Annotated in this window: 13 protein-coding genes; 9 read left to right on the forward strand and 4 right to left on the reverse strand. The window is 67.2% G+C overall.

What is annotated here, in order from left to right; translation table 11 throughout:
- From LC066_RS21510 to LC066_RS05245, 3 genes are all read left to right on the forward strand, one after another.
- Positions 1-3,417 (forward strand): calcium-binding protein, encoded by a 3,417-nt coding sequence (locus LC066_RS21510; protein ID WP_224896973.1) that lies wholly within the window; start codon positions 1-3, stop codon positions 3,415-3,417.
- Positions 3,418-4,001: 584 nt separating this feature from the next.
- Positions 4,002-5,189: an amidohydrolase gene (locus LC066_RS05240; protein WP_224896975.1), complete on the forward strand. Its 1,188-nt coding sequence runs from the start codon at positions 4,002-4,004 to the stop codon at positions 5,187-5,189.
- Between the two features lie 261 nt (positions 5,190-5,450).
- Entirely contained in the window at positions 5,451-7,010 is a 1,560-nt protein-coding gene (locus LC066_RS05245; protein WP_224896977.1) for a bifunctional metallophosphatase/5'-nucleotidase, read from the forward strand.
- A gap of 100 nt (positions 7,011-7,110) precedes the next feature.
- Here LC066_RS05245 and LC066_RS05250 read toward each other — a convergent pair whose 3' ends face one another.
- Positions 7,111-7,503, reverse strand: coding sequence for a hypothetical protein (locus tag LC066_RS05250; protein WP_224896979.1), 393 nt, complete (start codon positions 7,501-7,503; stop codon positions 7,111-7,113).
- A 172-nt stretch (positions 7,504-7,675) separates the two neighbouring features.
- A complete protein-coding gene (locus tag LC066_RS05255) occupies positions 7,676-8,089 on the reverse strand; it encodes a hypothetical protein (protein ID WP_224896981.1) in 414 nt (137 codons plus the stop codon).
- 323 nt (positions 8,090-8,412) lie between these two features.
- On the opposite strand from LC066_RS05255, the gene LC066_RS05260 reads away from it, so the two are divergent.
- Together LC066_RS05260 and LC066_RS05265 are read left to right on the forward strand one after the other, a co-directional pair.
- Entirely contained in the window at positions 8,413-8,721 is a 309-nt protein-coding gene (locus LC066_RS05260; protein WP_224896983.1) for a DUF1992 domain-containing protein, read from the forward strand.
- Positions 8,722-8,723: 2 nt separating this feature from the next.
- A complete protein-coding gene (locus tag LC066_RS05265; protein ID WP_224896985.1) occupies positions 8,724-9,410 on the forward strand; it encodes an SOS response-associated peptidase in 687 nt (228 codons plus the stop codon).
- A gap of 20 nt (positions 9,411-9,430) precedes the next feature.
- Here the strand turns inward: LC066_RS05265 and LC066_RS05270 are convergent, their stop codons facing one another.
- Positions 9,431-10,087, reverse strand: a complete 657-nt coding sequence (locus LC066_RS05270; protein ID WP_224896987.1) for a hypothetical protein — start codon at positions 10,085-10,087, stop codon at positions 9,431-9,433.
- Positions 10,088-10,268: 181 nt separating this feature from the next.
- On the opposite strand from LC066_RS05270, the gene LC066_RS05275 reads away from it, so the two are divergent.
- The 4 genes from LC066_RS05275 to LC066_RS05290 all read left to right on the forward strand — a co-directional run bounded on the left by LC066_RS05275 (position 10,269) and on the right by LC066_RS05290 (position 14,214).
- Positions 10,269-10,640, forward strand: coding sequence for a DUF883 family protein (locus tag LC066_RS05275; RefSeq protein ID WP_222476603.1), 372 nt, complete (start codon positions 10,269-10,271; stop codon positions 10,638-10,640).
- A gap of 10 nt (positions 10,641-10,650) precedes the next feature.
- Positions 10,651-11,040 (forward strand): phage holin family protein, encoded by a 390-nt coding sequence (locus LC066_RS05280; RefSeq protein WP_222476605.1) that lies wholly within the window; start codon positions 10,651-10,653, stop codon positions 11,038-11,040.
- Between the two features lie 282 nt (positions 11,041-11,322).
- Positions 11,323-12,561 (forward strand): NAD(P)/FAD-dependent oxidoreductase, encoded by a 1,239-nt coding sequence (locus LC066_RS05285; protein ID WP_224896989.1) that lies wholly within the window; start codon positions 11,323-11,325, stop codon positions 12,559-12,561.
- A gap of 219 nt (positions 12,562-12,780) precedes the next feature.
- Positions 12,781-14,214 (forward strand): aminotransferase class V-fold PLP-dependent enzyme, encoded by a 1,434-nt coding sequence (locus tag LC066_RS05290; RefSeq protein ID WP_224896991.1) that lies wholly within the window; start codon positions 12,781-12,783, stop codon positions 14,212-14,214.
- A 39-nt stretch (positions 14,215-14,253) separates the two neighbouring features.
- On the opposite strand, the gene LC066_RS05295 is transcribed toward LC066_RS05290, so the two are convergent.
- The gene (locus LC066_RS05295) at positions 14,254-14,715 is read right to left on the reverse strand and encodes an Lrp/AsnC family transcriptional regulator (RefSeq protein WP_222476615.1); all 462 of its coding nucleotides are present in this window, start codon (positions 14,713-14,715) and stop codon (positions 14,254-14,256) included.
- Positions 14,716-14,777: the final 62 nt, after the last annotated feature.

Genomic DNA, 14,777 nt, shown 5'->3' on the forward strand with positions numbered 1-14,777 from the left:
GTGGAACCGTTACTAGTGTCGCTCTTCGGCATGATGGCCTCGGGCTATGTCGCCGAAGACAGTACGTTGGGTAAAATCCTCGGTGTCGAGGGAGAAGCAGAGGACGGAGAGGAAGAAATCGCGGAAGAGCAGGCGCCGGCGGAAGACGGCACCAGCATTCTCGACTTCGCTTTCCCCGAGGACGCTTCCTCCGACGACGGAGGACAAGAAGAACAGGGGGAGCCGGCCGACCAGGCCGGTTCCCCGGATAACCAGGCCGCGACGGGAGAAGCCGCGGTAACCGATCCGACGCTGGGCCAGCAGGCTGCCGGCGCGGATGATGCGATCACGGCCGACGCCGTGGTCGACCAGATGGACGACACGGTGAAGTTCGATGTCGTCACGGGCCTGGCAGGGGCCGCCCCGGCGCTGATCTCGGGCTTCGACAATGCCAGCCATGATCCCAGCCTGAAATCCGACCAGGTCTATCTCTACGACAGCGAAGGCAACCTGATCCCCGAAAACGATTTCGTGGCGGGCGATCGGATCCTGTCCATCGTTGACATGGAAGATGGAAGCGGGGCTGCGCTCTATCTCGATGATGAGCTGGTGGCCGTGGTCGAGGATTACACCGCCGATGAACTGGCCGCCGATACCTCCTGGGTCGGCAACTTTACCGGCGGCGAGGGCGAGGTGGTCGAGATCACCGAGCCGGAAACCACCAACATCTTTGCCGATCTGGACGAGGACGAGGCCCCCGCAGAGGCCGAGGCGTCAGCCGCGACTCCCGAAGCGGAGCCGGAAGAAGACGCCGCGCCCGAGGAGCAGGTCGAGGAGGCGGAGCTTGCCGACGCCGAACCCGCGGCTGACGCGGCCCCGGCAGAGGAGGCCTCGGAAGAGAAGATCCCGGCAGCCGAGGCGACCGAAACGGCAGCGGCGGAGCCGGCCCCCGAGGCCGAGGACAGCCTGGCCTCCGGCGCGGGCGAGGAGAGCCTGGCCGGTGCAGCGGGCGAGGACACCCTCGACGCGGCGCAGGATGATCCGGTGGCCGAGGCCCCTGCCGAGGCGACCGAGGAGACCGTTAGCGAGGCGCCCGAGCCCACGATCTCCCTCACGGTCGAAGGCGCCACGGCAAGCGGCAACAGCGTCAACCAGGCGATGTTCGGCGGCAACGTCATGTTCGGCATCAACTCCGAAGGGGGTGCGCTGAACGACAACATCCAGGACGCGCTGGATGCCACCGACATCGAGAACATCCGCTTCCCCGCCGGCAAGGGCGATGGCATCGCCGCCGAAGAAGGCGAGAAGTGGCTGAACATCGTCGACCTGGACTACGACGAGGAGGGCAACGCCGCCCTGTCGCAGGAGGTGACCGAGCTGCTGGACTGGGCGCGTGATCCCAACGGCGATGGCGATCTGTCCGATGGCAAGCAGGTCACGCTGGTCATCCCGACCCAGCACCTGTCGCTGGAGGAATACGAGGAATTCGGCACCGACATCGAGATGTTCTCGCAGTTGGTGATGGAGCAGTACGGCGATGTCGTCGCGGGCTTCGAGGTGGGCAACGAATACTGGACCACCATCGGTGAGAGCGAATACGGCGCCAAGGCCAACATCGCGGTGAAGGCCCTGGCCGACGGGATGGAGGCTGCCGGCGTCGAGGCCGAGGACCAGCCCCACATCGTGGTGCAGATGGCCACGCCCACGGGCGCGTCGGACTTCCACGTTTCCGTCGCCGACGGTTCCTGGATCGAACGTCTGGAGGGCGCCAACGAGGCGATCATCGCCGAGCTGGACGAGGAGGCGCGCGCGGATCTGGATGGGGTGGTGGAACACTACTACTACCGCCAGGACCACGACACCTACGAGGACAGCCTGGAGGAGTTCAACTACATCGAGAAGGACTACGACGTCTGGGACGCCGCCTTCGACAAGGAGCTGGACCTTCACATCACCGAGTGGAACATCAAGACCTCCAACACCGCAGAGACCGGCATGAAGGCCGCCTCGACCATGGTCGAGCAGTTCGAGAACATGATCGAACAGGGCGTGGATCACGCCGATGCCTGGGCGGTGATGCACAACACCTCCACCGATCTGGCGGGCGACCGCGATGGCGAGGTGACGACCGACGATCAGGGCCGCGTGACCACCTCGATCAACGGCGCCACCTTCGATCTGATGTCCTCGGCGCTGCCCGGCAAGGAGTTGCTGGAGCTGGATATTCCGGGCGATGACGGCACTATCGAGGTCAACGCCTATGCCGATCAGGACGAGACGGTTGTCTACCTGTCGTCCCGCTCGCTGGAGGTGGAAACGATCGAGATCGACCTGCGCGAACTCGTGGGCGGCGATGTCGAGGGCGCGACCGGCGTCAAGATCGGCATCGACCAGAGCACCTCGAACGGCTGGCACTGGGTGTCCGGCGAGGGCCGCGTGGATGCGGACTTCGTCGAGATCGACGGCGAGAAGTACTATTACAACGAGCATGACGTCGGCGCCGAGCTGACCGACTACGCCTATGACAGCTCGGTCATCACCGTGACGCTGAAACCCTATGAGGTGCTCCAGGTGACGATCCCCGGGTCCGACCTTGCGGCCGGGGCAGGGGAGGACGATCTGGCCGGGTCTGCCGGCAGCGACGACCTTTCCGCGCCCGACGCGGGCGGTGTCACCGCCCCCGATGCGGCGACGGAGGCCCCGGTGGAAGAGCCTGCTGAACCCGAGGCGCCCGAAGATACGGTGTCCCTCGACGATCACCTCGTGGGGTCGGGTTATGCCGACTACCTCAAGGGCTTTGAGGGGGATGACACCATCGACGGCGGTCGTGGCGATGACACCCTGGCCGGGTCGGAGGGCAATGATCTGCTCGAAGGCGGCGCCGGCGAGGACCTGATGAACGGCGGGCAGCAGGATGACCGGCTGTTCGGCGGCTCCGGCGACGACGAGATGCTGGGCTGGACCGGCGAGGATTACCTCAAGGGCGGTCACGGGCATGACGTCATCGACGGTGGCGAAGGCAATGACACCTTGGCCGGATCGCAGGGCAACGACACCATGTACGGCGGCGAAGGCGCGGACGAGATGAACGGCGGCAAGGACGACGATTACATCTCGGGCGGCGAAGGCGCCGACACGCTGACCGGCTGGTCCGGCAATGACACCTTCGCCTTCGCCGAAGGCGACACGGCCGAGGGTGATGTCATCACCGACTTCCAGCCCGCCAAGGACGTGATCGAGCTGGACGTGCCCGGCCTGACCTCCATCGCCGACCTGGTCTTCACCCAGCGGGAGCAGGGCGGCGTGCTGATCGAGATCCCCGGGCAGGGCACGGTCCTGCTGGAAGGAGAGCTGACGGTGGCCGACGTGGCGATCGAAGAGAACTTCATCTTCCTGGCAGGGGCCAAGACCACGGCCACCACCACGGCGGCTGCCTGACGAAGATCCCGGGAGCGGCCTGCCGGTGGCGGGCCGTTCCCCGCAAGTCGCCTGGCCAAGGGCCCTGGGCGCAGGACGATGGACGGATGCAGACCTGACCCGAACCGGCATTGCGCCGCGCCCCGGGTTCAACCTGGAAAGGATGGAAAGGACATCTCATTTTCGGCCCGCCCGGACGGCACTCCGGGACCGGGCCTTCATACTTGCGGGAAGAGACACGGTTCCACACACCTCTTCCCGCAGGTGCGGGCGAGCCCGGCACGGCTCGCCCGCGGCTTGCGGCGGCTGACGGCACTCACACACACACCAGCCGCCGCAAGCATCCCCGCGCGCCTCGGGCCTCTGGTCCGGGGCGCGCACCCGCTTCGGGCCCGGCCACGCGCGCAGCGCGCCGTTTCCCGACGGGTATCGACCGATGCCGATCTGAATGAGTCCCAACAGGGATGACTATAGTCCAGGATGTGACGCGGAAAAGGTGCTGCATGCGCAACCGCGCGGTCCCCCCTGCGTCACGGGCCGCCCGGCCTTGCCATTTCCCCGCCTCTCCCGCAGCCTCGGGTCAAGCAAATCCAAGGACGCCTGCCATGCCCACTTCTGCCGCCCCCTCCGCCGTTGCCCGATTCCTCGCGGACCGTTTCGACGATCACCAGGCCCTGCGCCGGGATATCCACGCACACCCCGAGCTGGGGTTCGAGGAGACCCGCACCGCCGCCCTGATGGAGGAGCGGCTGCGCGCCGCAGGCTTCGAGGTGACGACCGGCATCGCCCGCACCGGCATGGTGGCGACGCTGAAACGCGGTGAGGGGCCGGCAATCGGCATCCGGGCCGACATGGATGCCCTGCCCATGGATGAACAGACCAACCTGCCGCATGCCTCCAGGGAGGCGGGCAAGATGCACGCCTGCGGCCATGACGGCCATACCGTCAGCCTGCTGGCCACGGCCGAGGCGCTGGCGGCCGAGGGTAACTTCTCCGGCACCGTGCACCTGATCTTCCAGCCCGCCGAGGAAGGGCTGGCCGGCGGTGCCAAGATGGTCGAGGAGGGGCTGTTCACGCGTTTCCCCTGTGACCGCATCTTCGGCTTTCACAATGAACCGCGCATGATGCTGGGCCAGGCGGCGACGCGCAGCGGGCCGACCATGGCCTCGGCGGATGAATTCCGCGTCACCTTCACCGGCAAGGGCGGCCATGCCGCCGTGCCGCATATGGCCAAGGACAGTGCCCTGGCCCTGTCGGAACTGGTGGTGGCCCTGCAACAGCTGGTCTCGCGCCGCATCGACCCGCTGCATTCGGCTGTCGTGTCGGTGACCCAGATCCACGTCGGATCCGCCCACAATGTGATCGCTGGGGACGGCTGGATCGGCGGCACCGTGCGCTGCCTCGTGCCTTCGGACCGCAAGGTGCTGGAGGAGGGGATCCGCAGCATCGCCCAGGGCCATGCCGATGCCGCCGGCGTCGAGATGACCTTCGAGTGGTCGGGGGGCTATCCGCCGCTGGTCAACGACACGGCGGCGGTGGCCGACGTGGCCGTGGCCCTGTCGTCCGACGCCGCGCCGGTGACCTACTCCGAGGCGACGCCGATCATGGCGGGGGAGGATTTCGCCTTCATGTTGCAGGAGGTGCCCGGCGCCTATGTCTTCTTCGGCATGTCGGAGGAGGGCGCGCCTTCGCCGATGGTCCATGACCCGGCCTATGACTTCAACGACAAGCTGATCCCCATCGTCGCCGAAAGCATGGTGGCCCTCGTCGAGGCCGAACTGCCGACGAATTGACGGCCCGCGGCGGGTCTCGCGGGGCCCGCCGTCATCCCCTCCGGGGCCTGTCCGCGAGGGGGCGCAGGACGGCTTTCAGGGTGCCCTAGGGGCAGCTCTCCCATCTTATGTGACAGTTTTGTGACTATTTTGATCGTCTGGTCAGACTCCATTGCGCGGGGCGCCGGTGTCATGGCCCTGACGCAGAGTTCGGCTTTGACAGGTGGCATGCGCCGGGGCAGCATCCCGGTATAAGAATTGACCTTAGAGGGGAGAAACCCGATGTCCGTCCGTCTGCTGACGAGCGTGGCCGCCCTGGCGCTGAGCGCCGGCACCGCCATGGCCGATTATTCGCTGACCATTCTTCACACCAATGATTTCCACGCCCGTTTCGAGCCGATCTCGAAATACGATTCCGGCTGCTCGGCCGAGGACAACGATGCCGGCGAATGCTTTGGCGGCTCCGCCCGCCTGGTGACGGCGGTGGAAGAGGCCCGTGGCCGCGCCGAGAATTCCATCCTCGTGGATGGCGGCGACCAGTTCCAGGGCACGCTCTTCTACACCTACTACAAGGGCAAGCTCGCGGCCGAGATGATGAACAAGATGGGCTACGACGCGATGACCGTGGGCAACCACGAGTTCGACGACGGCCCCGAGGTTCTGCGCGGCTTCATGGATGCGGTCGAATTCCCCGTGCTGATGTCCAACGCCGATGTCTCGGCCGAGCCGCTGCTGGCCGACACCCTGCTGAAATCCACCACGATCGAGGTGGGCGGCGAAACCATCGGCCTGATCGGCCTGACGCCGGAAGACACGGACGAACTGGCCAGCCCGGGCGACAACATCACCTTCACCGACCCCTCCGAGGCGGTGCAGGGCGAGGTCGACAAGCTGACCGCCGAGGGCGTGAACAAGATCATCGTCCTGTCCCACTCCGGCTATGGCGTCGACCAGACGGTGGCGGCCAACACCACCGGCGTCGACGTGATCGTGGGCGGTCATTCCAACACCTATCTGGCCAATGACGATGAAGACGCCGAAGGCCCGTACCCGACCATGGTCGGCGAAACCGCCATCGTTTCGGCCTATGCCTACGGCAAGTTCCTGGGCGAGCTGAACGTGACCTTCGACGACGAGGGGGCGGTGATCTCCGCCGAGGGCGCGCCGCTGATCATGGACGCGGCCGTGGCCGAGGATGACGCCACCGTCGAGCGCATCGCCGAGGCGGCCGAGCCGCTGGACGAGATCCGCAATACCGTGGTCGCCGAGGCCTCGGAGGAGATCATCGGGTCGCGCGACGTCTGCCGCGCCATGGAATGCTCCATGGGCAACCTGATCGCCGACGCCATGCTGGAGCGGGTCGCCGACCAGGGCATCGAGATCGCCATCGAGAACGGCGGCGGCATCCGCGCCTCCATCGACGCGGGCGAGGTGACCATGGGCGAGGTGCTGACCGTGCTGCCCTTCCAGAACACCCTGTCGACCTTCCAGGTGACCGGCGCGACCTTCGTCGAGGCGCTGGAAAACGGCGCAAGCCAGATGGAAGAGGGCGCAGGCCGCTTCCCGCAGGTGGCCGGCGTGACCTTCACCGTCGATCCGGCGGCCGAGCCCGGTTCGCGCATCTCCGAGGTCATGGTGGGCGGTGAGCCGATCGATCCGGAAAAGGTCTATGGCGTCGTGTCCAACAACTACGTCCGTAATGGTGGGGACGGCTACGCGATGTTCAAGGACGCCATGAACGCCTACGACTACGGCCCCGACCTGGCCGACGTGACGGCGGAATACCTGGCCGAGAACGCGCCCTACACGCCCTACACCGATGGCCGCATCACCGTGAAGTGACGCAGCCCGGCCCGCCTTGGTGCGGGTCCACCTGGTGCAAAACGCAAGACGCCCGCCGGTTGACCGGCGGGCGTTCGCATGTGGTCCGGCCTTTGCCGGATCAGCCGGGCTGCTGCTGGCCCTGATCGATCGGCGGCGGCGGCGGGGCCGAGGGATCGTCATCCTCGGTATCTGCCGCGCCGAGCGACAGGCCGGCGTCGAAGCCGCCACCGTTCAGTTTCACGCCCAGATCAGCCCCGATGTAGGAGCCATCCATCAGCTGCGCCACGCCCGCGGTGGCGCGCCAGCTTTGCGAGGTGAAGAGATAGTCCATGCCGACCGAGGCAACGGTGCTGTCTTCCTCGTCGTCCGAAAAGACCCGCAGGCCGAGGCCGACATCGGTGCCGCCATTGCCGAAGGCGAAGCTGACGCCGAAGCCGATCAGCGGGTCGGCGCTCGCCGGGCCGGTCAGGCCAAGGGCCAGGGCAGCGGCAGTCAAGGCTTTGTATTTCATGAGATCCTCGTCCTCTTCGTGTTTGCCCAAGAGCAAAGCCGCTTCCGGCGGAACCGGCAACTCCCCTAACTAGGGGGGCTGGCTGTCTGGGCGTGAAGGCGAGGGAGGGGGCAAGACGCCCACCGGGATCCGGCGGGCGTCAGGGCGCGCGCCATGGCACCCGTGTTTCGTGTCAGTCTATGCCGATCAGAACCGGCGGTGTTTCGGTTTCGGGCGGGACGTATCCGCCATCCCCGCCGTCACCGCTGTCGTCGTCGGTGTCGACCGCCCCAGTGGACAGGCCGAAATCGAACCCGCCGCCGGTCAGACGCCAGCCGACATCGGCGCCGATGTAGATGTCATCCATCAGCTGTGCGACGCCTGCCGTGGCGCGCCAGCTTTGCGAGGTGAACAGGTAGTCCATGCCGATGGAGGCAACGGTGCTGTCTTCCTCGTCGTCCGAAAAGACCCGCAGACCGAGGCCCACATCGGTGGCCGTCTGTCCACCGAAGGCAAAGGTCAGGCCGAAACCGACGGTCGGGTCTGCGGCGGCGGGAGAGGCAAGGCCCAGAACAAGGGCGGCAATGGGGGCTAGTCTGTATGTCATGAAAACCTCAAAGTAAAAATTTGAATGGTGAGTAAATATCACAACCCATAGTGTTTCCGGAAAGGGATCTGTCGCGCGGTGAGGAAGTTCGCCGATCGGGAGGCGCTTTCGGCGGCGGGTTGCCGATCGGGACCGTCAGCGCCCGCAGACGTGGCGGTCCAGATGGTAAGGATGCCCAAAAGCAGGGCATTGGGGGGATGTGCCGCGGAGGTGGCGCCAGGCGGATCTGGCAGATGTCGCAGGCGTCGCGCACCCGCAGCAGCCCTGCCCGCCTCTTGCCTCGCCCGGGGGGCAGGACCTATCTTCGGGGAAAGGAGCGCGCCATGGATCATCCCCTGATCGACCTCATCAACAGCCGCATCTCCGAGGCCGAGGCCAGAGGGGATTTCAAGGATCTGCCGGGGGCAGGCAAACCGCTGCCTGCGGTTGATGACCCGGAGAACGCGCTTTTGAACCGGATGGTGAAGGAGGCCGGGGGCGAGCCGGAGTTCGTCACCCTGTCGCGCCAGCTGCGTGCCCTGCGCGCGGAGCTGAGGGAGACCGGGGACCGGACCCGGCGCCAGGAGATCCTGAAGGAGATCTCGATGATGGACGCCCGGATCGACATCGCCCGCAAGGCCTTCTCGCGCTAGCCATGTGCGGGCGCATCGCCAATACGCTGCCCCATGATGCCATGGCCCGGCTGTTCGGCGCCCGGCCGGACAACGATCTGCCGGAGGTGCCGCAGTACAACCTGTGTCCGACGCAACCGCTGGCCGTCGTCCGCTCGGATGGCGGGGCGGAAGCGCGCCGGTTCGTCGCCATGCGGTGGGGGTTCCTGCCCCGGTGGTATCAGTCTCCGACCGACGGCCCGCTGCTGATCAATGCCCGGGCGGAAACCATCGCCGATAAGCCGGCCTTTCGCGAGGCTTGCCGGCAACGCCGCTGTCTGCTGCCGGTGACCGGGTTCTACGAATGGCATCGGACCGGGGATCGCAAGCTACCCTGGTTCTTTTCCCGTACGGACGGGGCGCCTCTGGTAATGGCCGGCATCTGGCAGGCCTGGGGGGAAGGACCCGACAGCCTGCAGACGGTTGCCGTGGTCACCACCTCCGCCAATGCCCTGATGGCGCCGGTGCATCACCGCATGCCGGTGGTGATCGAGGAACCGGACTGGCCGCTCTGGCTGGGCGAGGCGGGCCATGGGGCCGCACCGCTGATGCGTCCGGCGGACGAAGGCGTGCTGCAGGGCTGGCGCGTGGGGGCAGAGGTCAACTCGAACCGCGCCAGCGGGCCCGAACTGATAGAGCCCCTGGTCGAGGATGACGCCGAGCCGATCTGAGGGGCGCAGGGCCGGAAGGATCAGCCGCCCGGCGGAGCGTTCAGGATATTGCCCTGCGTGTCGACGGTATAGACGTGCTGACGGGTCGTCTCGATCCGGCGCACGGCTTCGGTGACGTTGAACCGCTCCGCCAGGCTGGTGGCGACATAGGGGTAGACCTGCGGATCCGTTTCATCGTCGTTGCTGGTTTCCAGTGCGCGCCCATCGAAGTTGGTCTCGTAGGTGCCCCAATAGCTGTAGCTGTACGTCGTGCCGGTGAAATCCCAGTCCGTGTCGTGGTCCAGCATGATGGGGTAGCTATTGCGGTAGCCCAGCGTCCCGGAGGCCCAGCTGCCGTCGTTCGCCTCGATCAGCTGGTTGCTGTTGGTCAGGTTCACGAACATAAGGGTGTCCCCAAGCTGGGCGTGCACCTCTTCAGGGAAAAAGTCGCTGCCGATCAGGTAGATCACATGGGTGATGCCGGTCGGCTCGACGGGCTCCGGCTCTGGTTCTGGCTCGGGGTCCTCCCAATCGCCGCCGCCGCCACCCCAGCCACCGCCGCCCCAACGACCGCCAGAGCCATGCCCCTGGGCCTCTGTGGGCGAGGGCGCAAGGCTCAGACCGGCAAAGGCCGACAGCATGAGGCCCGCCAGCAGGGGGCGGGTCGGGAAGGAGCGGAGGAAGGCACAGAACGACATGGCTCTCACGGGTAAACGGAATCAGGTCTTCAGTATCCATACGGTCAGAATGCGGCTGTTTTTTGGCCGTCCTCCCGCGGTTTTCACATGGAATTTCATCCCGATTTCCATGGAACCGGGCGGCGGCGTCGTGGGTTGATACCCAGAGAATTCCCGTCGATTCATCGCAAGGAGATCCGACATGGCGACCGCAAAATCCTCCACCGGCAGCAGCGCGAGCACCGAAAGCACGGCCAGCACCACCAAGCCGACCGATCCGTCGGATCCGGCGGCCATCCAGGCGCAGCTGGATGCGGTGCGCGCCGATATTGCCGAGCTGACGCGCACCCTTGGTGCCTACGGTCAGGCCCAGAAGGATCAGATGACCGCCTCCGCCCGCGCCCGTGCCGAGAAGCTGAAGCATGACGCCCAGGCCGGCCTGACGGAGGCTGAGGCGCGCGCCCGCGGTGCCTACGACCAGGCCGAAAGCGCCGTGCGCGAGAACCCCGCCTCGGCCATGGCCATTGCGGGTGGCGTCGGCTTCCTGCTGGGTCTGGTCCTGTCGCGCCGCTGAGGGGGCGCCGATGCTGACCTGGTTTTCCTTTGCCCTGCGCCGGATGGCGCTACGCGCTGGCGCGTCGATCGTCGGTGCGATCCTCATGCTCGTGGGGCTGGGCTTCTTCACCGTGGCGCTGTGGATCCTGTTGGTCGAGATGCGGGACCCGCTGTTCGCGGCCACCGTTCTGGGCGGCATCTACCTTGGCGTCGGCCTGATCGTGCTGGCCCTTGCCATGCGGCATCCGCGGCGCAAGCTGCCCTATGGCTACCCGCCCGCAGCGCCCGCGCCGCCCGCAGGCGTCGGCGCAGCCGGGGTGCCCGGTGCCACCATGCCGGGCCTCATGGGCGCGCTGATGCAGGGTGTCGGCGCCGGCATGGCCGCCGGGGCCGCACGCAGGCAGCCGCCGCCGGAGTGATACGCCTCTGACAGGCCGGGCCGGGGCCCACCGGGGACCCGGCCCAGTCGTTCCCGCGCTTTTGCGTGACGGCTTTCGTCAGCCGTTCATTTGATCGTTCAAAAGGGCGGTTTGGAATAAATATTTGCTCTGATTTGATTATTTCCGCGACTCGAGATGCCTGACGCGCGCGGCATTCCGTCCCGTGGCGCGGCCTGACCCCTTCCATCCGTATCCGTTCTGAGCTTTGGTGCCCTCCAGCTACCTGCAGATGCGGGGCATCGGGAAGGGACAGACAGCGCCATGCGTATCGCCATCATCGGGGCCGGGGTCGTCGGGCTGAGCAGCGCGCTGGCGCTCATCGCGCGCGGGGCCGACGTGACGGTCTTTGACCGCGAGGGGGTGGCCGCCGGCGCCTCTCGCGGAAACGCGGGGATCTTCGCTGATTACGCGGTGCTGCCCGAAAGCACTCCGGATATGCTGCGCCAGGTGCCGCGGATGCTGCTGCAACCCGACGGGCCGCTGTCGCTGCGCTGGCGCTACCTGCCGCGCATCGCGCCCTGGCTGCTGCGGTTTCTAAGGGCCGGGCGCCCCGTGCAGGTGCGTCACGGCACCCTCGCCATGGCGGCGCTGATGGCGCATGTGCGCGGCGACTGGGATCAACTGCTGTCGCAGATCGGCGCCGAGGATCTGCGCGTGACGCGCGGCGCCCTGCTGGCCTACACCAGCCGCCGCGCCTTCGACGCGGATCGCGCTGGCTGGCAGGCCAAGGCCGAACATGGCGCCTGCGACGTGGAGCCGGTGATGGGCGAACGCCTGCACGAAATGGAGCCGTCGCTGACCCGCGATCTGCATTACGCCATCCACCTTCCCAACCTCAGCCACTGCCTGAACCCCCACGGTCTGGTCGAGCGTCTGGCCCGCGCCGTGCAGCAGCGGGGCGGAGAGCTGCGCCTGCGCGAGGTGGCGGGCGTGACCCCGACCGAGACCGGCGTGCGCCTGCGCCTGCCGGAAGGGGGCGCGGTGGACTTTGACCGCGTCGTGCTTTGCGCCGGGGCCCATTCCACGGCGCTGACCCGGTCCCTGGGGCTGAAGATCCCGCTGGAAACGGAACGGGGTTACAACGTCACCCTGCCGGATCCGGGCGTGACGCTGTCGCGGCCCGTGTCGATCCCGGAGAAGGGCTATTACATGACGCCTATGTCGGTGGGCCTGCGGATCGGCGGCGGGGTGGAACTGGCCGGGCTGAAGGCGCCGCCGCGCTGGTCGCGGGTCGAGGTCATGGCCCGCCACGCCGAAACCATGCTGCCGGGGCTGAACCGGGCAGGAGAGGCGCGCTGGATGGGATTCCGCCCGGCGATGCCCGACACGCTGCCGGTGATCGGCCCGGTGCCCGGCGCCGAACGGGTCGTGCTGGCCTTTGGCCACGGCCACCTGGGCCTGACCCTGGGCGCTACCACCGGCCAGATGGTGGCCGGCCACATCTATGGCAGCAACAACCGGATTGATCCGATCCCCTACCTGCCGACCCGCTTCGCCTGACTGACCGGCGGGTCCAGTGACGCGCGCCCCGATGCAGAAACCGCGCGTCCCCCGCTCGCCAGAGCATTCAGTGCTGCGCTTGGCCCGATCCGTGGAAACCGATTGCAGGTCTGGGCCACGTCCTTCCCCAATTTGGAACCGGCTTGCGGGCCTAGGCTGGTAGATTTGCGGCGACGCCACCGCGGCGGCGCTTCCTCTCCCCAATCCCGGACCTCAGCCATGACCCCTTCCGATCCCGCCTCCCTCCTGTCCGCCTTCCGCGCCGCCCTGCCGCCGGTGACCGCGCTTGCCAAGGACCTGGTGGGCAAGGACGCGATGGTCGAGGGCCCGTTCGGGCCGAAGCCCCTGGTCTATGCGGATTATGTCGCCTCCGGCCGGGCGCTGCGCACGCTGGAGATGTTCATGCTGGAGCGGGTGCTGCCCTTCTACGCCAACAGCCACACCGAGGCGTCCTACTGCGGTGGCGTCATGACCCGGCTGCGCAATGCCGCCCGGGCCACCATCGGCGCCCATTGCGGGGCGACGCAGGACCATGCGGTCATCTTCGCCGGCAGCGGCGCCACGGCTGGCCTCAATCGTCTGGTCAGCCTGCTGGGCGCGGACCGGGGCCGGGTGAAGGTCATCATCGGCCCCTACGAACATCATTCCAACATCCTGCCCTGGCGCGAATGCGGCGCCGAGGTCGTCGAACTGCCCGAGGCCGCCGACGGCGGGCCGGATCGCGCGGCGCTGGCCACCGCCCTGGCCGATGCGGGGACCTATGATCGGGTGATCTGCGCCTTCTCGGCGGCCTCCAATGTCTCCGGCCTCATCGCCGACGTGGCCGGGCTGACACGCCAGGCGAAGGCGGCAGGGGCGCTGATGGTCTGGGACTACGCCGGGGGCGGCCCCTACCTGCCGATGGACATGCAGCCCGCCGAGGGCGCGGGCATCGACGCGCTGGTCTTCTCGCCACACAAGTTCATCGGCGGCCCGGGCGCCTCGGGCGTGCTGGTGCTGCGCCGCGATGCCGTGGTCTCCGACCGGCCCACCTGGGTCGGCGGCGGCACCGTGCGTTTCGTTTCCTCCGAGGGTCACGACTATTCCGATGCGCTGGAGGCGCGCGAGGAGGCCGGGACGCCCAACGTCGTCGGGGACATCCGCGCGGCCCTGGCGGTGATCGTGAAGGAGCATATCGGTGAGGCCTTCATGACGGCGCGCAACGCCACGCTGTCGGCGCGGGCCATTGCCGCCTGGAATGCCGAACCGGGGGTCGAGCTTCTGGGGCTGACCGGCCCCGCGCGCCTGCCGATCCTGTCCTTCCGGATCCGCAACCCGCGCGGCGGCTATATCCACCAGCAGCTGGCGACCCGGATGCTCAGCGACCGCTACGGCATTCAGGCGCGCGGCGGTTGCGCCTGCGCGGGGCCCTATGTCCTCGACCTGCTGGGCCATGACGCCGAGGCTGTCGCACGCATTCGCGGCGACATCCTGTCGGGCAAGGAGTTGGAGAAGCCCGGCTTCGTACGCCTGAACCTGTCGGTCCTGATGTCGGACGCCGAGGTGGAGTTCATACTGCAAAGCGTCGCGGCGCTCTCGCGCGAGGCGCATGAGCTGGTCGATCTCTACGAGGCCGATCCCGCGCGCGCGGTCTTTCGCAGCACGGCCGCCTGAGGCTCCGGTCCCTGTCCCCGGCGCGGCGCCGTGCCGGGGTCAGATATAGTCGAGGGGCAGTTCGGTGCTGGACCGGATGGTTTCCATGGCGAACATCGAGGAGACGTCCTGGATCTCGACCTTCTCGATCAGCCGCTGATAGACCTTGTCGTAGGTGGCGATGTCCGGCACCACGACGCGCAGCATGTAGTCGACATCGCCGGCCAGGCGGAAGACATCCACGATCTCGGGAATGTCGCGGGTCGCCCTGACGAAGGCGCTGGACCATTCGCGGCTGTGCTGGTTGGTGCGGATCGCCATGAAGACGGACACGCCCACATTCAGCTTCTCCTCGTCCAGCAGGGCGACGCGCCGCTTGAAATAGCCCTGCTCCTCCAGCTTGCGGATGCGGCGCCAGCAGGGGGTCGTGGTCAGGCCGATCTCCGCCGCGATCTCGGCAATTGGCATCTCGGCGTTCTTCTGGAGCAATCCGAGGATTTTCTTGTCGAAGGAATCTAGCATGAGCCTGACCTGATTGGTGTCGGAGGGGAATGATATTCCCATCTCTCCGGGAAGTGTAGGTG

It is taken from the genome of Pseudooceanicola marinus (assembly GCF_020177265.1).
GTDB classification, from domain to species: Bacteria; Pseudomonadota; Alphaproteobacteria; order Rhodobacterales; family Rhodobacteraceae; genus Pseudooceanicola; species Pseudooceanicola marinus_A.